The following is a 19,628-nucleotide window of genomic DNA, read 5'->3' as shown; positions in this document are numbered from 1 at the left end:
TGGCTTGCCAGCGATGAGGTCCTCCTAATCAGCACAAACCCAAAGCCATAAAAAAGGGCCGCGATCCCAACAGATCGCGGCCCTTTTTGGTTTTCAGCTAAAGTCGATCAAACCTCATCCAGCTCCGGCTCATCGGCTTGCACATTGACGGTGGCCTTCACCACATCATGCCGGCGGATGTACTTCCAGTCCGCCTCGTCGATGTAGATCCCCGCCGGGCCGCTGCCGCCCTCCAGGTCGATGGCGACACTGGCGCAGACTTGCGGCTTCACACTCGCTAGAATCGGCACGAAGCCCAATTGCAGGCTGGTTTCCAGCAGCGCTGCCTGGTTCTTCTCGTCGATGTCCGCCGCCTCGTCGAGGTAGTACGGCAGGCGCACGCGACCGGCCAGATCACGGTCCATCAAGTGCAGCAACAAGTACATGTTGGTCAGCGCCTTGATGGTCATGGTGGTGCCGTTGGACGCCGCGCCGTCGATGTCGGTGTGAATCACCGGCTGACCGTTGACCTTGGTGATCTCGAACGCCAGTTCGAACAAGTCCTTGAGACCGAGCTGGTTGTGGTTCGCCGCCACCAGCCGCGCCAGGTACTCCTTGGCCTCTTCGTTCTTGTTGTCCTGTTCCGCGCTTTGGCTCAGATCGAACACCGACAGGGTTTCGCCTTCTTCGTACTGACCGGCGCTGTGGATGATCTGATCGATGTGCTTGAGCGCTTCCTTGTTCGGCGCGAGCACGATGCGGAAGCTCTGCAGGTTGGACACCTGACGCTTGTTGATCTCGCGGTTGAACAGCGCCAGTTGATGCTCGAGGCTGTCGTAGTCGCTGCGGATGTTGCGCAGGGTCCGGGCGATGTCGGTGACCGCCGCACGCCGGGCCTTGCCCAGCGTCAGGGCTTCGTCGGTACGGTGCGCGTAAGCGTTGATCAGCAGCGACAGACGGCGCTCCATGTCGTCTTCGCTGTCGAACTTGGCCACGCCTTTGAGGCGCACCTGCGCGTACAGCGCTTCGATCTGCCCGTCAGCGCGCAGCAAGCCTTGCCAGCTGTCCTGATAGTCGTTCAGCAGCGGCAGCAGGTTGTCCATCGAATCGTCGACCGGATCCATGAACGGCGTACCGAACGGCAGGTCCGCCGGCAGCAGCTGACGGCGGCGCAGGGCGTCATCGAGGGTGCGCTGCTTGGCTTCCATATCCGCGATCTGCCGACCGACCAGTTGCAACTTGGCCGACAGTTGCTGGACGCGCTCGGTGAACGCATCGCTGGAGCGCTTGAGTTCGTCCTGCGCCGCTTCCATCTGCGCCAACTGCTCAAGCTTGTCGCCTTCTTCGGCGCTCAGGGTCTGGGTGCGACGGAAATCTTCCAGGGCTTTCTGCGCATCCAGCACTTGCTGGTACAGCGCTTCGGTCTGGGTCTTGCTCGCGGCGCGGTCGGCGGCCACGGCTTGCTGAGTCTTGAGCTGCTTGAGTTCTTTTTCCAGACGCTCTTTTTGGTCACGCAGCGCGGCGCGGTCGGCCAGCGCTTGCAGAGCCGGCGGCTCGATGTGCGAGATGTCGATCGACAGCCCCGGCACTTCGAAACGCTCGCCCTTGAAGCCATCGAGGATCAGCTCGACCGATTTGACCCACTCGCCATCCTCGTCGAGGGTGATGCCATGTTCGCCCAGCGGCAGGCTGAACAGCGCGCTGTTGAACAGACGCATCAGGCGCTCGACGTCCTGCTGCGAGAACTCTTCGCGCAGGCGGGCGTAGCTGTTGTTGTCGGCGTGATCGAGTTGCTGCTTCACCGACTTCAGGCGTTTTTCCAGATCGCGCAGACGTTCTTCCAGATCCTCGGCGCTGAACTGCCGGGACTGTGCCAGCGCACCAGCCAGTTCGTCGTGCGCGTCCTTGGCCGCGAGCAGTTGTTGCTCCAGCACTTTGACGTCATCGACCAGCGCGAAGCGGTTCTTCAGCACCGACAACTCACCGAGCCAGCGCTGAATGCCGGAGATCTCCCGCTCCAGACGCATCAGCTCCTGCGTGCCACCGCGCTGATCGTTTTGCAGATCATCCTGCTCGCGACGGTAGTGCTCGGCCTGAATGGTCAGCTCTTCCTTGCGTGCCGTGGCGTAATCCGACCAGGTGCCGAGCAACGAGTCGAGCAACGGCGACAGGCGATGCAGTTTGCCACGCAGCACATCGCGCTGTTTCACGCCGTTGGCCAGAGCTTCGACCAATGGGCCGGCAGCGACCAGCGAGTTGTAGTCCTGCTCCATCCGGCGCACATCGCGGAAGGCTTCTTCGCACGCGGCGATGTAGTCGACGCTGCCGGAACGCAGGCTGTGCTCGAAGGCATCGAGGAACAACTGCTTGAGCTTGGCCGCAGTGATTTCGCGCATGTGCAGCAGGTTGATGAACAGCGCGCGGAAGGTCTTCAGGCTCTGCTCGCTGGTGGAGCGCAGCGGAATCAGGGTCAGGTCCAGCGGGATCGACGTGTGACCGCCCACCAGCAAACGACGCAGTTCGTCCGGCTTGAGTTCGTAGGCTTTCAGGCCTTCTTTCTCAAGGTTGCTGAACAGTTCTTTTTGACGCAGGCAAGTGTCGTTCTTCTGGTAATGCGCCAGATCGAGCTTGCCGGCGTAGGCGAAGAACTGGTGACCGAAACCACCGCCCGGGCCACGACCGACCACGCCGATCACGTGTGGGCCGTGCGGTAGATTGACTTCGACGAGGATGTAACTGGTGTCGGAAGCAAAGTAGAAGCGCCGCGATTGTTCCAGGCTGTACTTGCCGAAACTCATGTCCGACATGCGCGCCAGAATCGGGAACTGCAAGGCGTTGATCGACGCCGATTTCCCGAGGTTGTTCGCGCCGTAGACCGACAACGGTTCTTCCAGCGGGAACAGGCCGAGGCTGTAACCGGCGGTGTTCAAAAGGGCAAAGCGGCGGATGCCGTAGCGTTCCTGGCTCATGCGTCGGACTCCTGTTCTTCGGCAATGGCCCGGGCCAGTGCGTCTTCTTCGCTCTCTTCCTCAAATTCGCTGAGATCAAGCGGATCGTCGGTCTCGAGGAATTTGGCTTCGGCCTCTTCGTCGATCAGCACCGGTGCCGGCAGCGGCAGCACGCTGTGTACGCTGGCCGCCAGATCGCGGTCCTGCTGCACCGACAGGCACACATCGAGGAAACGGTGCATCGGCGGCAGGAAACGGTACACGCCGTTTTCTTCGCCGGCGAAACCGAGCTGGGTCATGCGACGCATGATTTTTTCTTCCAGTTCTTCGACGGTCTGCACTTCGGCCTGGATGAACAGGTCGCGGTATTTGTCCAGCAACGACGGCAATTCTTCGCGGCCGAGGCTGCCGCCGTCGAGCACGGCGATCGGATCGCGGCCCTGATCGGCCAGGTGCTCGACGAGAATGAAGGTGAACAGCGCCAGACGCTGAGCAGTCTTGTTCACCGCCGCAGCGGCCATGTCCGGCACGAAGTAGTAGAAACCACGGGTGTCGCAGACCAGCTCGAACCCCAGCGCCTTGAACAGCGTGCGGTATTGATCCTGGAAGTTCGACAGTTGCGCGTACAACTCCGGGTCGCGGCGGCTGACGTGATAGCCCTTGAACAGCTCGCGGAAGATCGGCGCCAGTTGGGACAGTTCGGATAGATCAAGATGCATTGGGGATGCTCGCAGAATCCTCGGCGGCGGAGTCGCGGGCCGAGAGCAGGGCGAAGGAGCGCAGGCTGACCTGGTGCTCGTGAGTGTGGTATTCGCGGCGTTCCAGACGCTCGCGGGTGAAGCGTTTTTCCCGCGACAGACGCGAGAACCAGTAGAGCAATTCGTCGGTGGCGCCGTCCGGTTCCTGCTCCAGCAACCAGGTCATCAGATCCGGCATCGGCAGGGACTCTTCGCAACGCTCGACCATCTCGCGCACGGTGCGCGGTGCACGCGGCGCATCGCCGGACTTCTGGGTCTTGTGCGCCTTGGGGAAACGCGCCGGTTTCGGCTCGAAACGCGCCAGGGCGTAGACGTAGGCCTCGACCTGACTGGCGCTGCCGAGGAAGGTGCTTTGCGGCCGGGTGAACAGCGGCATCGCCGCTTGCGGCACGGCGTCGATGCCTTTGCGGCGAATCGCCGCCAGCGCCAGCGCTGCACCACGGGTCACGGCGTTGTGCCGGCGCGCCTCTTCACGCAGCGGCAGCAGCAGTTCGCGGGCGTGGCGCAGGGTCAACTGGGCGCTGGTCTGCATTTCGAGGATGCGCGCGTGGGTGCGCAGCAGCATGTCGTCATCGACCAGATGGCCGAGGCGCTGCTGTTCGCTGAGCATCTTCAGCAGCACGGTTTCGACCTTGCGCACGCCTTGTTCGAAGGCGCCGTCGGCGTTCACCAGGTCGATCATCGGCTCGACGTATTCGTCCCACGTCGCCAACACTTCGGCGTATCGCTGACGCAGCGGAATCTGCCGGTCGCTGGTCTTGGCCCGTTCGGCCACGGCGACCAGTGCCTGCTCGTCGTTGTCGAGTTTCTTCAGCACGTCGCGCACGCGCATGTCGAGCAAACGCAACTGACGGGCGAGGTCGTTGCCGTCGCGCACATCGAACGCGTCCTGAATGTAGCCGGCCAGACGTTCGAGGTGGCGCAGATAGGCTTCGATCTCCAGGCACAGGCCCAGACGGTGCTCACGGCGCAGGTAGGCGAGGAAGTCGTGGATCTGCGCGTTGAGCTCGAAACGGTTCGGGCTTTTCGCCACGGGCACCAGAATGTCGAGGCGAATCCACACGTCGAGCAGGCTGGTGATGTCCTGCGGCGTGCTGTCCAGTTGTTGGGCAGCCAATTGCGTGCGCAGTTCGTTGAGGCTCAGGGTGCCTTGGTCGAAGTGCTCGCACAGTGGCTCCAGAAGTGCCCAGTGTTCAGCGAGGGCGCGCAAGACGCGCTTGGGTTCGATCATCGGAATGGCCGGCTGGTTGGCGATTAAAAGCCGCGATTGTACTGCATCACGAGGGATGCGATTCACTCTCGGGACGGGCTGTCGCATTTTCTCAGGGAGCGAGCCCGGTAAAGGCTATCGATCAACAGCAAGCGATCTTGAACGAAGGGCTGTAGAATCAGCCCACTTCAGTTATCCACAAGTGGCCGACCCTTTGCTTATCGAGTCCCGCCGCCGCGCCTATTTGAACGCCATGCAGGTGGTCAACTGGCTGCCGCGCACCGAATTGCCTTTCGCCGCCCCGTCGCGGCCCGAGCTGCTGGACATGCCCGAGCCTGAGCCAGAGGTCGTGGTGATGCCGGTTGTGCAGGCCGAAGCTCCGGTGCAGCCTGCCGCCCGTCCGGTCGAACGGCCGAAGATCGAAGTGCCACGCCCGTCGCTCGCCAGTACCCGCAATGGCGCCAAACCGGTGGAAGAGGTCGAGGAGGCGCCAGTTGTCGCCAGACCCGCGCCCGTGCCGCCACCGCGTTTTGCCCTGCAGTTGCTGCGCGCCGGGGCTTGCCTGCTGCTGGTCGAGTTACCCACAGGCGAAGCGTTCCAGAGCCGCGATCCGGCCTATCTACTGCTTAAAGACATGTTGCGCGCCGCCGGTCTGCCGGATGCGCCACAAATCGTCGGCGAGCCGGTGCGCTGGCCGTGGCTGAACCGCGGCACCATGGATCAGGGCCCGGAAGCGGCGCGCGACTTTGTTCAGGGTTTCCTCTCGGTACAGATGGAAGCGGCACCCTGCGCCTGCCTGTGGCTGATCGGCCTTCCGTCAATACGCTTTGCCGGTGAAGCGGACGCCGAAGCGTTCAATAGTGAATTGCAGATCGAAGGCCTGGGCCTGGCATGGGCCATCCCCGGTCTGGAATTGTTAATGGAAGAGCCACAGCGCAAAGCCGCTGTGTGGCAAGCCATGCGTCGGCTGATGGCGCGCTGGAAACCATCGAATGAGTGAAGCTGTATCGTTCCGCCCAATGACCGAGGCGGACCTGGACGCGGTATTGAAGATCGAATACGCGGCGTACAGCCATCCCTGGACGCGCGGGATTTTTCTCGACGGGCTGGGCAAATACCAGATCTGGCTGATGTTCGAAGGCCAGCAGCAGGTCGGCCACGGAGTTGTGCAGATCATTCTCGACGAGGCGCACCTGCTGAACATCACGGTCAAACCGGAGAGTCAGGGGCGTGGGCTGGGGCTGGCGCTGCTTGAGCATCTGATGTCGCGGGCTTATGCGGCTTCTGCGCGGGAGTGTTTCCTGGAAGTGCGCGACAGCAATACTGCAGCGTTCAGGTTGTACGAGCGGTATGGTTTCAATGAGATTGGCCGGCGTCGCGATTATTATCCGGCGGTGGGCGGGCGCGAAGACGCCGTAGTGATGGCCTGCACCCTGGTCGACTGATCTTGTTTAAAAGCTTCGCGAGCAAGCCCGCTCCCACATTGGTTTTGAGCCGAGTCTCAATTCTCTGTGGGAGCGGGCTTGCTCGCGAAGGCGTCCTTACAGGCAATACAGATCAGCGATTGCCATCCAGCGGATCACGCCGCGCCAGCTCCGCCTCATCCAGACCATTGCCGCCGCCGATGTCGTCCTCGTCGACAATGCTCAGATCCCAATCGGCCTGATTGCCCTCGCCAGCCTCTTCGGCATCGCGTGCGCCATCCTCGTGAATCAGTGTTTCCGGGCTCAAGTCATCGTCGGTCGGTTCATGATCAGCCGTCGATGCACCGGTAAGCCCGGCCTCGCGCACCCGTTCAGCGGGCATCAGTTGCTCGCGTTCACGTTCCGGAATCTCGTCACCGATTTTCGCGCTGGGTTCGTCTTCATCGAAATCCAGCTCATGCACCGAGCCCATGCGGTCTTCGTTGTCATCGATGGGTTCCGGTTGCACCGCATCGAACGGACGTCGTGAATCAGTCATGGCAAATCCTCATACTGTGGGCCTTACTGAGTGGACTCACCGGGCACCCGAGAATTCCAAAGAAAAACACCTGCGGTTCTTGCGTGACCCCGACGGGCGGTCGTCTGTCATACCAGCGCATCTTTCTTGAGGCCTTAACCATGCACGACTTACAAGACCTGATTGATAACAACGAGCGTTGGGCTGACGCGATCACCAAGGAAGACCCGGATTTCTTCGCCAAGCTGGCGCGACAGCAGACCCCGGAATATCTGTGGATCGGCTGCTCCGACGCGCGGGTGCCGGCCAACGAGATCGTCGGCATGCTGCCGGGCGATCTGTTCGTACACCGCAACGTCGCCAACGTGGTGCTGCACACCGACCTCAATTGCCTGTCGGTGATCCAGTACGCGGTTGATGTGCTCAAGGTCAAACACATCCTGGTTACCGGCCACTATGGCTGCGGCGGTGTGCGCGCCTCGATGCAGGATCGCCAGTTCGGTCTGATCGATGGCTGGCTGCGCTCGATCCGCGACCTGTACTACGAAAAACGTGAAGAACTGGCCAAGCTGCCGACCGAGGAAGAGCAGGTCGATCGGCTGTGCGAACTCAACGTCGTCCAGCAAGTGGCCAACGTTGCGCACACCAGCATCATCCAGAACGCCTGGCATCGCGGCCAGAGCCTGTCGATTCACGGCTGCATCTACGGCATCAAGGACGGTCGCTGGAAAAGCCTGAACACCACCATCAGCGGTTTCGAGCAACTGCCGCCGCAATACCGTCTGCGTCCGGTCGGGGCGTTGTAATCCCGATCAGTGTGGATGCCGCCAGTGCTGCAGAAAGTGCTGGCCCTCGATCGTGGGTGGTTCATCGTAGCCGGTGATCCACCCCCGACAGCGCGGCGAGCCGCAAGTGCAGGCGAACTGTTGCAGCAAACGGTCTTCGGTGGCGGCGAAGTCGATGGTCAGGCGTTCACCCGGCTGAATGTCGCGAAGTGCCCACAGCCACAGCTCACTCATGTCCAGAAACACATTCGGATCGCAGGCGTGTTCGAGCAACCCGCAAAAGCGCGGATCGTAGAGATGGATGCCGGCCAGTAACTGACGCGTCTGTCGGCAGCGATAGGGCAACAGTTGTCCGGATACCCGACACATCCGGGTGATGCGCAAGAACGCCCGGCGCGCCACCACTGCCGCGTGACCGTGGTGGTCCTGCACGATTTCGAAATCCTCGGTGGATGGGAAACCCAGACGCACCGGCAATCCGGCAAACGGGTAGATGCCGGGTGCGTCGCGTGGGATGTTGTGTTGATGGGCCTGATTATTCATAACGGTCCCTGTCGGCAAATGCTGCGACTTCCCTGGTCTGACGTCCTGTCAGCGCTGCAACATGTTTGGATCCAATATTCCGGTGTATCCCTCAAACTGTCTACTGTCAGATCTGACAGGCGTGATTGGCTGCTCCCCGCGTCAGCATTGACTGACACGGGAAGCTTTTTCAGCGGATCAGAGGTGTGGTGCAGGAACGGCGGTGGCCGGCAATTCGCCCTGAAGCTGTTGCAACTGGGCCTTGATTGGCGTGGTCGAGCACTTGGCGGCGGCCTGTGCCGGGGTCAGGTTGCGGATCGAGGTGTAGAACAGTTCGCAGGTCTTGCCCTTTTGCGTCACTTGCCAGGTCTGCGTGCAGCTGTTGAGCAGGGCTTTCGCATCGGTGCCCGGTTTACTGCCCATCCCGGCTTGCCAGCAAGCGGCGCTCAAGTCCTGACCCATGACCTTCAAACCGGCGGCATCGGCCTTGGCCTCATCGCCGTCATAGCTGGCCGGGTCGGCGGCGTACCAGATGTAGCTCGGATGGTTCGATCCCAGCACCGGCACGTTCACCCCCGCGCTCGGGCTGATGGTCGCCAGACCCAATACGGCCACGGTCGGGCCGTATTGCTGCTTGATCCAGTTACGCACCGGCGCACCGAACGCGACCATCGGCAGGGTGGTGCCGGCGCTGGTCTGGCTGAACTGCTTGACCAGCGTGGTCTGGTAATCCTTGAAGTAGTCGTAGACGCCCTCCAGATCACTACCGGCGTTGGACGGCGCGGCGATTGGCGCGATGTCGATGATGGTTTGATAGGCCGGCGTCTGCTCGGCCGGGATGCCGTTGACGGTCAGCAGCGTGGCCCAGCGGTCGGTGGTGTTCGAACGCAGGTAGTCCTGCGCCTGAGTCAGCGAATAGTCCGGCGGGAAGTGCAGCAGTTCGACGCTCTTGCGGTTTTCCAGGGCCATGCCCAGCGGCAGGAACAGATACCAGCTGTACGCCCATTTGCCATCGGCATTGAGCTTGCTGGCGCCGTTATAGGCCAGATCACCGGCATCGAGCAGCGCCGACAGCGGCTTGTCGTAACCTTTGGGCACGCCGCTGATCTCGGCGTAAATCTGCCCGTTATCGTTCTTCACCAACACCTTGGCATCGCTGTAACCATCGCGCTGCACGCTCTGGCTCAGGTAATGGGCGACGGTCTGCTCCAGGGACCAGTTGCGATAACAGATCACGCTGCAATTGTTGGGGTAGGCGAAGAGGCGGGTGACGCGCTCGGTGCTGCCCAGCTTCAGGTCGACATCGGCGTGGGCAGCCGCGCTCAGGGTGAGCGCGGCGAGGGTAAGAACTGCGGGGGTAAATCCTGCGAGTTTGAACATGCTCAGATCCTTTTCAGCGTGGGTTCCCCGGGTTCGAGGCGCTTCATATTGGATCAGCCGTGTTGCACAGAGAAGCGGTCATTCACGGATTTTTGCGTCAGCCGGCAGGACGGGGTTTTCAGGCCTGAAAATGCAGGGCGTTGGTCAGATCGCCCATCGGTTTCTGGCCACGGGCGATCATTGCCTCATCGCGCTGCTTGAGGCCGTCGAGGGTTTCCAGTTGGAACACTCGGGTGATCAGGCGCAGGATCGACGCCGTGTCGTAAACCGTGTGATCCACCGTGCCTTTGCGGGCGAATGGCGACACCACCAGCGCCGGCACCCGCGACCCCGGGCCCCAGCGATCGCCCTTGGGTGGCGCCACATGATCCCACCAGCCGCCGTTTTCATCGACCGTCACGACCACCACCATGTTTTTCCACTGCGGACTTTCGCGCAGCACCTTCAGGGCGCGCACGATGTGCCGGTCGCCTGAAGCCACGTCGGCATAACCGGCGTGCATGTTCAGGTTGCCCTGCGGTTTGTAGAAAGTTACCGCCGGCAGCTTGCCGGCCTCGGCATCGGCGAAGAACTTGTTGGTGCTCGACTCATCGCCCAGACCCGCGTCGCGCAGACGTTTGTTGCGCTCTTGCGGGTTCTCCGGGCCTTGCCGCTTGAAGTAGTTGAACGGCTGGTGGTGGTACTGGAAGTTGGGGATCTTCGGAATCCCGCCCGAGTCCTTGTACTGCTCCAGCGTCGCCTGCCAGGCGCCGGCGTACCAGGCCCAGTCGACATTCTTCTTCGACAGTTTGTCGCCGATGTGCTCGTGGGTCTGCGGCACCATCACATTGGGCAGATCCGGCTTGGAGTACGCTGGACGCTCCGGATCGCGAATCCACGTCGGCCAGTACGGCGGGGCGAGGGTGTTCACACCGTAGCCGTCCGGGGTCAGCGCACTCGGGCCGAACTGCGGCGGGCCGGTCATGGCGCTGGCCGGCGATGCCTCCAGCGGCTTGAGGCGCGGGTCAGTCGGATCATCGCTTTGCAGGGCGGCGATCTGGGATTTGGCCACCGAATTGGCCGCGTCCGGATAGAACGGCGCGGTGGCGCTGATCAGGTACTGGTGATTGAGGAACGAGCCGCCGAATGCACCCTGGAAGAAGTTGTCGCACAGCACGAATTCCCGGGCCACGTCCCACAAACGCAACGAGTAGCGGCTCTGGGCGTAGTGCCCCATGGTCAAACCACCGGAGTCGGCCCAGGCGACGAAGCCATCGTTCTTGCCGCCATTGATCTGCATCTGGTTCTGATAGAACACGTGCCACAAATCGCGGGTCACCAGACCGAACGGCAAGTCTTCGGCATTCGGGCCCTTGAGGGCGAAAGGCGCGTTGGGCAGGTTTTCCTGAAACTGCGTGGCGCTGGGGTAGGTCACGCCATCAAGCGTTTGCGGGCCGATCTGCAGCACGCCACCCCAGACGGGCGGCAGCGTCTGCAGCAGGCTGCCGTCGCGGTCACGTTGCTGGTAATCGGCAGGCTTGAGCGCCGACAGCGGCTTTTCGACACCGGGGAAATCACCGAACAGGTTGTTGAAGCTACGGTTCTCGGCATAGATCACCACCACGGTTTTCACCTGATCGCGCAGGGCCTTGTCCAGCTCGGTCGGGGTCAGCGGGCGCTCGACTGGTTTACCCGGTTGATCGCTGGCGTTGCCGCAGCCGGCCAGGGTCGCGCCCACGCCGAGGACGGCGACACCGCCGAGAAAGCGGCGGCGACTGGTGTCGGTGGGGTTGTCGGATTCAGGTGCGTCAGTGCCGTCTGTCTCGTCTTTCATCTGTCAGCCCGTTCTGCTTAATTGTTTCAGTTTGTTTCGGGCGGACGCTAGCAAGGCAATGTGACAGTTGGGTGACACTTTCAGGTGCAGCAAAACAAATGTGGGAGCGACCAGGTCGGCTCCCACAACGATTCACTCGATTACAACAGGCGCAACGCAAGCTCGCTGCTGTTCTAGCCGGGCATCAGCGAGTGCAAGGAATAGCCGAGCCTGCTGGCCGCCGTTATCGCGGTCATCACCACCAGAAACAGCAGTTGCAGCGGACTGAAGTGCGCCCAGTGCAGCGCGGTCAGCCAGGGGTGGTTATTGCTCAGCTGCGGGTCGAGCGAGCCGATTCGTCGTTTGTGCACCAGTCCGATCAGGATCACGCCCACGTAAGTGAGCGCGCCCAGTGGCCCGAGCAGCAGCGAAAACAGCAGCACCATGACCACCTGCGGTAGCCCGTGGCGTATTACCAGCCAGCGGGTGTCAGGGTTCCATCGGCGCGGAATCAGCCCTTCGGTGAGCCAAAGATCCGCAACGATCACGTGAGACGTCAGCACCACCCACCAACTCAGCGCAAAACGAAAAAACCACACCGGCACACACGCTAACCCCAGCGGAATGAAGGCCAGGGTTGCCGCATCTTTTTGTGGCGAAGCCAGATAGAACAGGAACAGCGCCAAGGCAATGGCCGTCCAGACCCGCACCCAGGTCTCGTCGGCGATGGGCCGTGGCAAAAACCGCCGCCAGTAAAAAACGTCGGCGTAGGGCAATCGCGCGAGCAGCTCCGGGAAGCGCCATTTGAGCTTTTCCGACAGATCGTGGCAGGCCTGCCATTCATTCTGACCAAAGCCGTCGATGATCTTCTTCTGCTGCATCGGTTTGAGCGGGTTGATCAACAGATGCGCTGCCTGCACATCCGCCGCCCACGTACGATCGCTTTCAGCCTTGGCCCGCAGGTTGTCGTAGAAACTTTCCTGATCGCAGCGTTCGATCAACCTCTCCCAGAGCCAGTCCGGTTGCGGGTGCAGACCTTTGGTGTGATCCCAGCCGAACAATTGGCCGATACGGTCGAACAGCGGCACGCTCCACTCATGTTCGTTGAGCAGATGCAGCAGATTTTGTTGCCATTGCTCGCGGCGATCGAATACCTGCAGCCACGGCTGGCCGCTGTAGTGTTTGAGCAAGTTGAGGAATTCGCGCTCGCTCTGGCTTTCGAGCAGCGCCTGCAAGGCGTTTCGATAGTCGGACATCAGGCTCTCGGCGAGCATGTCGCGCTGGCGATCATTCATCAGCACTTCTTGCCAGGGGCCCAACCATCCCAACTGCTCGACGGCCCAGTGCAGTACCGGGCCGCGCAGTTGTGGATGCTCAAAACATAATTGCAGCAACAGCCTTTCGAATGCCTTGGCGCAGCCTTGTTGTTGCGCCTGCTCCCAGCGCTCGCCGAGGTTGTCTGGCGACAGATCTTCAAGCAATCGCCATGCGGCCTGCGCTTCAAGACTCTGCGCGTCGGCGCCCGCGTCCGCCGCCAGCGGCTCGACACGCAGGGCGTCGTCCTTCGATGGCGGCACAAACGGCTCCGGGGCTGCCGGACTGACGGGCGAAACCTCCAGAGAGGCGAAATCCCACGCCTGGTTTTGCGCCTGGCTGGAGCTGTTGGCCAGGGCATTATCGAGCGCCAGTGCAGCAAAGGCGCTGGACGCCGTGGCGACAGCGACGTCGGCGTCCTGCTCGTCTTCCTGTTCGGCGTTTTCCAGGCGCCATTGGGCAATCGCCAGCGCGCGTTCGTAGGCTTCGCGCAAGCGCTGGAAGCCTTCGGGATCTTCATCGGGCCTGGAGGTTTTCAGCAGGCGTGCATAGCTGCGCTTGATATCGCGGACGTCAGCGTCATCGGGCAAATGCAGGAAGGACCAGCAATCCATGTCAGCGCTCCCTTATTGCCACGGCGTGCGATCAAGTTCGCTCAGGTGCCTGCTCAGCTCGGTGCGCACTTCACGAATCTGGCGCTCGTCCTGCGAGTCGAGCGCGATCTGGAATTGCTTGGCCCAATGGCCAATCTGATCGCGCAGGTCGCCCAGGCTTTCCTGGTAGAGCCGTTCGAGACGGGCACTGAGCAGCGTGTTGACCTGTTGCTCGCGCGGGTGAATCTTGAGCTGAGCGAGGTTCTGCAAGCGTTGCTGAATCTCTTCAGGCGTGAGCACGCCGGGGTTGTTTTCGATGACCAGCGAATGTTGTTGCCCGGTCAGCGGAATATTCACCTGGGCCTCCAGCAGGCCGTTGTTGTCATAGGTGAAACGCACATCGAGGGACACTTCGCCGGCCTTGCGTTTCGGCACCTTGATCGCCAGTTCGCCAAGCGCGACGTTGTCTTTGACCAGACGGCTTTCGCCCTGGAAGATCCGCACGACCACGTGCTCCTGATTGTCCTGCAAGGTGTACACGGTCTTGACCCGGCTGACCGGGACGATGCTGTTGCGCTCGATGATGGGCAGGTAGTGACCGGCCTCATAATTGCGGCCAATCTGGGTCGAAGTTTCGATGCCTAGGGTGTAGGAGCAGACGTCGGTCAGCACCACTTCTTCAAGTGCGGCCGAGCGGGCCTTGAGTGCTGCCTGAATGGCTGCGCCTTGCGCCACCACCTGATCCGGATCGAGGGTGATCGACGGAAAGCGGCCGAACAACCCGGCGGCAAGTTTGCGCACCAGCGGCATCCGGGTAGTACCGCCGACCAGCAGAATCTCATCGAGGTCGCTGACCCGGATGCGTGCGTCACGCAGAGCCCGTTCGATCGGCGCGCGCAGGCGCTCGAGCAGTGGCATGTAAAGCGTCGCCAATTCTTGCTGGGTGATGGTGTGGGTCCAGTGGCGGTCACCCAGTTGCAGCCGGAACTCGGCGCTGCTGTCCTGACCCAGGGCCTTGCGCACACGCTCAGCCTCGCGGCGCAGGGGCTGGATGACGCTGTTGCGGTCAGGGAAGTCGGCGACCGAGCGGTGCTGGTCGATAAAGTGTTCCAGCAGCACGCTGTCGAAGTCTTCACCACCGAGGAAGTTGTCGCCGGCGCTAGCGCGGACCTCCATCACCCCTTCGAACAACTCCAGAATCGACACGTCGAACGTGCCGCCCCCGAGGTCGAACACCAGGAACGAGGTTTCCTTGTCGCGTTGGTGCAGCCCATAAGCGAGGGCGGCGGCAGTCGGTTCGTTGATCAGCTTCTCGACTTTCAGCCCGGCCAGCTCGCCGGCGATCCGCGTGGCTTTGCGCTGGGCGTCGCTGAAGTAGGCCGGGACGCTGATCACCGCTTCAGTGACGGTTTCGCCATAAGCCCGTTCGACGTCTTCTTTCAGACTTTTCAGCACCAGCGCGGACAGCTCTTCCGGACGAAACGCCTTGTCCGCCAGATAGACTTCCGTGGCGCTGCCCATGTGACGCTTGAACAGCGACGCCGTCAGGCGCGGATGGGTGTGCAGACGTTCGCGCGCAGCCTGGCCGACCAGAATCCGGCCCTGATCATCCAGCCCCACCACGCTCGGTGTCAGGAACTGACCGAGGGCATTGGGCACCAATTCGGAGGATTCGCCACGCCAGACGGCGACGAGGCTGTTGGTGGTTCCCAGGTCAATCCCTACGATCATTGCAACAACTCCCTTGGCGCTTGGCAAAAAAATGAAACATATTTTCGGCGCGCAAGGATATTACCGAGGCGGTAATGCGGTAAAGGACGATGATGGCGCTGAGCCATTATTTGCGACAGAAAGCCATGTCGGCCTCAACACGGCGCTGTCAGGAAGGGAAAGGCGGGGCGTCGGCCGATTGACCGCGCCCCGCACTGACTCAAGGAATGACCGGCGGCGTATACGCCAATGTCGTGCCCAGCACCCACAGCAAGAACAGCACCAGCGGCGTGTGCACCAGCAATTGCACGAACGAGAAGCCGATCAGGTCTCGCGCCTTCAGGCCAAGCACGCCCAGCAGCGGCAACATATAGAACGGGTTGATCAGGTTCGGCAGCGCTTCGGCGGCGTTGTAGATCTGTACCGCCCAGCCGAGGTGGTATTGCAGATCGTTGGCGACTTGCATCACGTACGGCGCTTCGATGATCCACTTGCCGCCGCCGGACGGGATGAAGAAGCCGAGAATCGCCGAGTACACGCCCATCAGCAACGCGTAAGTGTCGTGGGAGGCGATGCTGACGAAGAAGGTCGAGATGTGATGCGCCAGCGTCTGCGCATCGGCGCCTTTGACCGTGGTCAGCAGCGCGGCGATCGAGCCGTACAACGGGAACTGGATCAGCACGCCAGTGGTGGTCGGCACCGCCCGGGCCACTGCATCGAGGAAGCTGCGTGGGCGCCAGTGCAGCAGGGCGCCGAGCATGATGAACAGGAAGTTATAGGTGTTGAGCCCGGAAATCGCGGTGATCGCCGGTTTGCTCGAGAACTCGTGGAACAGCCAACCGGCCGCCAGCAACACCAGCAGAATGATCAGCAGCGGACTGTGCTCCAGCCATTCGCCGGGCCGGGTACGCGGTTGCAGCGGTGGCAGGTTGAACGCCGGGTCGATGCCACAATCCTTGGCATCGCGCGCAGAGTTCGGGCCGGGCGCGGTGGCGTAGGCGACGATGATCGAAATCACGATCAGCGCCAGCAGCATGGCGCCGGACTGCCAGAGGAAGATGGTTTGGGTGAACGGAATCACCCCGGTGATCGACAGGATCGCCGGCGGCAGGCTGGCCGGGTTGGCCTGCAACTGCGCCGCCGATGAGGACAGGCCCAGCGCCCAGACCGCGCCCAAGCCCAGATACGCCGCCGCACCGGCCGCGCGGTAATCCATTTTCAGATCGGTGCGACGGGCGAGGGCGCGCACCAGCAAACCGCCGAACACCAGCGACAGGCCCCAGTTCAGCAGCGAGGCGACCATCGAGATCAGCGCGACCCAGGCCACGGCAGAGCGGCCGTTTTTCGGGATGCGCGCCAGTTTGTCGATCAGTTTGACAGCGGGTGGCGAGCTGGCGACCACATACCCGCCAATCACCACGAAGGCCATTTGCATGGTGAACGGGATCAGGCTCCAGAACCCGTCACCGAACGCCATCGCGGCATCGGTGGGTTTGGCGCCCATGGCCAAAGTGGCCAGCGCGACAATGATCACCGCCAGTGCGGCGAATACCCAGGAGTCGGGGAACCAGCGTTCGGCAAAGCTTGAACAGCGCAAGGCAAAGCGCGCAGAGCGGCTATCTTCGATATCAACGGCCACAGGGAGTACCTCGGATTTTTATGGTTATTGTGGGTCTGCAGCACGCTGAGTGCTTTGGGTGGGAGCGGGCTTGCTCGCGAATGCGGTGTGTCAGTCGACGCTGATTTGGCTGACACAGCGCATTCGCGAACAAGCCCGCTCCCACAGGTTTTCACCAGGTGCGGCTGGAGACTGGTCTAAACAGTAAATCAAGCCTGGCTGTTTTGTGAGCTGGTTTTGCGAAACCGGGACTATGGTCTAACGGGTTGTCCCCAGGCAGATTTGCGTAGACCATGGGCGCCTTGGTTTTTTGCCTGCCAGAGTTCTTTGCCATGACTGCCCAATCCACAGCCCGACCGGCGCCGTTCAGCCGCTCCGACTACAAGACCCTCGGTCTTGCGGCCCTCGGCGGGGCGCTGGAGATCTACGATTTCATCATTTTCGTGTTCTTTGCCCTGACCCTCAGCCAATTGTTCTTCCCGCCGGAAATGCCCGAGTGGCTGCGTCTGCTGCAAAGCTTCGGGATCTTCGTCACCGGTTATCTGGCGCGCCCGCTGGGCGGAATTCTGATGGCGCATTTCGCCGATCGCCTGGGCCGGAAAAAGGTTTTCAGCCTGAGCATCCTGATGATGGCGCTGCCGTGCCTGCTGATCGGGATCATGCCGACTTATGCCCAGATCGGCTATTTCGCGCCGCTGCTGTTGCTGGCGCTGCGCATCCTGCAAGGCGCGGCGGTCGGCGGCGAAGTCCCGAGCGCCTGGGTGTTCGTCGCCGAGCACGCGCCTGCCGGGCATCGCGGTTACGCGCTGGGCTTTTTGCAGGCCGGGCTGACCTTCGGTTACTTGATTGGCGCGCTGACCGCGACTTTCCTTGCACAAGTGTTCTCCCCGGCGGAAATCCTTGATTACGCCTGGCGTTATCCGTTCCTGCTCGGTGGTGTGTTCGGCGTGATCGGTGTCTACCTGCGCCGCTGGTTGAGCGAAACCCCGGTGTTCATGGCCATGGAAGCCCAGCGTGAAGCGCGGGTCGAACTGCCGTTGCGCACGGTGCTGCGCGAACATCGTCTGGCGATGTTGCCGGCGATGCTGCTGACCTGTGTGCTGACGTCGGCGGTGGTGGTGTTCGTGGTCATCACCCCGACCATGATGCAGAAAACCTTCGGCATGACCGCCAGCCACACCTTCGCCCTGAGCGCGTTGGGCATCGTCTTTCTCAACATCGGTTGTGTGATTGCCGGATTGCTGGTCGATCGCATCGGTGCCTGGCGCACGGTCATGCTTTATAGCCTGCTGCTGCCGTTGGGCATTGGTGTGCTTTATAGCTGTCTGATCATGGGCGGCAATTGGGTCGGGCTGGCGTATGCCGTCGCCGGCTTGGGCTGCGGTGTGGTCGGCGCGGTGCCATCGGTGATGGTCGGACTGTTTCCGGCGCGGATTCGCGTGTCGGGCATCTCCTTCACCTACAACATTGCCTACGCCGCGTGGGCGAGCATCACACCGCTGTTGCTGATCGGTCTGATGCCTTGGAGTCCGTGGATCTGCGTAATGTTCTGTGCGGTGATGGGCGCAGTCGGCATTGTCAGCGCGGCGTATTTCGGTTCGCGCATGAGCAGTGTCGGGCGCCAAGCCGTGGCGCCCTGTTCCTGACGAGTGTCAGGTCAACCAGTGCCACCACAATAACGTCCCCACCAGTCCCACCACCGAGACAATGGTTTGCAGAATCGACCAGACCCAGATCGTCTGTTTGAGTTGCAAGCCAAAGTACTCGCGAACCATCCAGAAGCCGGCGTCATTCACGTGGCAGAAGAACACGGAGCCGGCGCCAATCGCCAGCGCCACCAGTGAGCTTTGCGTCGCTGCGAGCCCCGCCATCATCGGCGCCAGAATCCCCGCCGTCGTGGTCGTGGCGACCGTCGCCGAACCCGTAGCCTGACGCAACGCCACGGCAATCAGCCAGGCCAGCAGCAGGTAGGGCATGTGCGCACCCTCGGCGACTTTGCTGATGGTCTGGCTGACGCCGGCGTCCAGCAAGGTCTGCTTCAAGCCGCCGCCGGCACCGATGGTCAGCAGCAACACGGCAATCGGCGCCAGGCTTTTGCGCAGCGTGCCGCCGACTTGATCGCGTGGCATGCCGTTGGCCCAACCGAGGCAGATCACTGCCGCCATCACCGCAATGCCCAGCGCCACCAACGGTTCGCCGAGGAACTTCAGGGTCAGGGCGACGCTGCTTTCCGGACTCATCGCGACTTTCGCCAGGGTGCTGCCGAGCATCAGCAGCACTGGCAACAGAATGATCAGCAGCGACATGCCGAAACTCGGCTGGCGCGGCGCTTTCGGCGGGGCGCTGAACAGTGCGCCGAGCTCTGCCGGCTCATCGACGTGCATGCGTTTCGACAGCCAGTTGCCGTAGATCGGCCCCGCCAGGATCACGGCCGGAATCGCGATGCTGAAACCCAGCAACATGGTCAGCCCAAGGTCGGCATGCAACGCACTGACCGCGATCAGCGGCCCGGGATGCGGCGGCATCAGGGCATGCAGGGTGGTCATCCCGGCCAGCGCCGGAATGGCGATTTTCAACAATGGCTGACCCGAGCGGCGGGCCATGACGAAGATGATCGGCACCATCATCACCAGCCCCACTTCGAAGAACAGCGGCAGGCCGATCACCATCGCCACCAACGCCATGACCCACGGCAGGGACTTGCCTTTGCCCAGCCCGAGCAGCGTCGAGGCGATACGGTCGGCAGCGCCGGACTCGGCCATCAGTGCGCCAAGCATCGAACCCAGGGCAATGATGATCCCCGCTTCTCCGAGAATCGCCCCGGCGCCTTTGCTGAACGCCTTCGCTACATCCTCTGGCGGCAGACCGGCGCCGACACCGGCAATAAAAGTGCCGATCAGGATCGAGAGAAAAGGTGGAAGTTTGGTGGCGCTGATCAACACGATAATCGTCGCAATCGCCAGCAGGCAGCAAAGAATCAGGCGGGTGTCATGCATCATCCAGGCAGCGGTCGATAAATCCAAAACGGCACTCCTTATCGGGCGGTTACCTGCAACATGTTGTTGCAATTTGACCTGA

15 protein-coding genes are annotated in these 19,628 nt (G+C 61.9%); 4 read left to right on the top strand and 11 right to left on the bottom strand.

From position 1 onward, the window contains the following. Positions 1-107: 107 nt before the first annotated feature. Genes mksF through mksB form a run of 3 tightly spaced genes read right to left on the bottom strand, consistent with a single transcriptional unit; the run spans position 108 to position 4,916 of the window. Entirely contained in the window at positions 108-2,948 is a 2,841-nt protein-coding gene (mksF, locus tag E4T63_RS23520; RefSeq protein WP_003228206.1) for an Mks condensin complex protein MksF, read from the bottom strand. Then, a complete protein-coding gene (mksE, locus tag E4T63_RS23515) occupies positions 2,945-3,646 on the bottom strand; it encodes an Mks condensin complex protein MksE (RefSeq protein WP_016773189.1) in 702 nt (233 codons plus the stop codon). The genes mksF and mksE overlap by 4 nt, the downstream gene beginning before the upstream one ends. Next, on the bottom strand, positions 3,636-4,916 hold the full coding sequence (gene mksB / locus E4T63_RS23510) for an Mks condensin complex protein MksB (protein WP_167734176.1): 1,281 nt from the start codon (positions 4,914-4,916) through the stop codon (positions 3,636-3,638). The genes mksE and mksB overlap by 11 nt, the downstream gene beginning before the upstream one ends. Before the next feature lie 232 nt (positions 4,917-5,148). Between mksB and E4T63_RS23505 the strand changes: the two genes are divergently transcribed. Next, positions 5,149-5,895, top strand: coding sequence for an energy transducer TonB (locus tag E4T63_RS23505; protein WP_135296950.1), 747 nt, complete (start codon positions 5,149-5,151; stop codon positions 5,893-5,895). Then, positions 5,888-6,340 (top strand): ribosomal protein S18-alanine N-acetyltransferase, encoded by a 453-nt coding sequence (gene rimI / locus E4T63_RS23500; protein ID WP_135296566.1) that lies wholly within the window; start codon positions 5,888-5,890, stop codon positions 6,338-6,340. Before E4T63_RS23505 ends, rimI begins: the two co-directional genes overlap by 8 nt. Positions 6,341-6,452: 112 nt before the next feature. Here rimI and E4T63_RS23495 read toward each other — a convergent pair whose 3' ends face one another. Next, a complete protein-coding gene (locus tag E4T63_RS23495; RefSeq protein ID WP_027612254.1) occupies positions 6,453-6,857 on the bottom strand; it encodes a hypothetical protein in 405 nt (134 codons plus the stop codon). A 140-nt stretch (positions 6,858-6,997) separates the two neighbouring features. On the opposite strand from E4T63_RS23495, the gene can reads away from it, so the two are divergent. Then, entirely contained in the window at positions 6,998-7,642 is a 645-nt protein-coding gene (gene can, locus E4T63_RS23490) for a carbonate dehydratase (RefSeq protein WP_003228196.1), read from the top strand. 6 nt (positions 7,643-7,648) lie between these two features. Here the strand turns inward: can and E4T63_RS23485 are convergent, their stop codons facing one another. From E4T63_RS23485 to E4T63_RS23460, 6 genes are all read right to left on the bottom strand, one after another. Beyond that, the gene (locus E4T63_RS23485; protein WP_135296565.1) at positions 7,649-8,164 is read right to left on the bottom strand and encodes an SET domain-containing protein-lysine N-methyltransferase; all 516 of its coding nucleotides are present in this window, start codon (positions 8,162-8,164) and stop codon (positions 7,649-7,651) included. 177 nt (positions 8,165-8,341) lie between these two features. Continuing rightward, positions 8,342-9,523, bottom strand: a complete 1,182-nt coding sequence (locus tag E4T63_RS23480) for a hypothetical protein (protein ID WP_135296564.1) — start codon at positions 9,521-9,523, stop codon at positions 8,342-8,344. Between the two features lie 118 nt (positions 9,524-9,641). Further along, positions 9,642-11,336: an acid phosphatase gene (gene acpA / locus E4T63_RS23475; RefSeq protein ID WP_135296563.1), complete on the bottom strand. Its 1,695-nt coding sequence runs from the start codon at positions 11,334-11,336 to the stop codon at positions 9,642-9,644. A gap of 173 nt (positions 11,337-11,509) precedes the next feature. Continuing rightward, positions 11,510-13,243, bottom strand: coding sequence for a J domain-containing protein (locus E4T63_RS23470; protein WP_135296562.1), 1,734 nt, complete (start codon positions 13,241-13,243; stop codon positions 11,510-11,512). 12 nt (positions 13,244-13,255) lie between these two features. Continuing rightward, on the bottom strand, positions 13,256-14,953 hold the full coding sequence (locus tag E4T63_RS23465) for a molecular chaperone HscC (RefSeq protein ID WP_135296561.1): 1,698 nt from the start codon (positions 14,951-14,953) through the stop codon (positions 13,256-13,258). A gap of 199 nt (positions 14,954-15,152) precedes the next feature. Beyond that, complete coding sequence (locus E4T63_RS23460; RefSeq protein ID WP_003228189.1) at positions 15,153-16,571, bottom strand: short-chain fatty acid transporter; 1,419 nt, start codon at positions 16,569-16,571, stop codon at positions 15,153-15,155. 311 nt (positions 16,572-16,882) lie between these two features. Here E4T63_RS23460 and E4T63_RS23455 point away from each other — a divergent pair, with 311 nt between their 5' ends. After that, positions 16,883-18,196, top strand: a complete 1,314-nt coding sequence (locus tag E4T63_RS23455) for an MFS transporter (RefSeq protein WP_135296560.1) — start codon at positions 16,883-16,885, stop codon at positions 18,194-18,196. 6 nt (positions 18,197-18,202) lie between these two features. On the opposite strand, the gene E4T63_RS23450 is transcribed toward E4T63_RS23455, so the two are convergent. Next, on the bottom strand, positions 18,203-19,573 hold the full coding sequence (locus E4T63_RS23450; RefSeq protein ID WP_135296559.1) for a gluconate:H+ symporter: 1,371 nt from the start codon (positions 19,571-19,573) through the stop codon (positions 18,203-18,205). Positions 19,574-19,628: the final 55 nt, after the last annotated feature.

The sequence above is a fragment of the Pseudomonas fluorescens genome, from assembly GCF_004683905.1.
Lineage (GTDB): Bacteria > Pseudomonadota > Gammaproteobacteria > Pseudomonadales > Pseudomonadaceae > Aquipseudomonas > Aquipseudomonas putida_A.
This window is presented reverse-complemented; position numbering and strand designations above follow the sequence as displayed.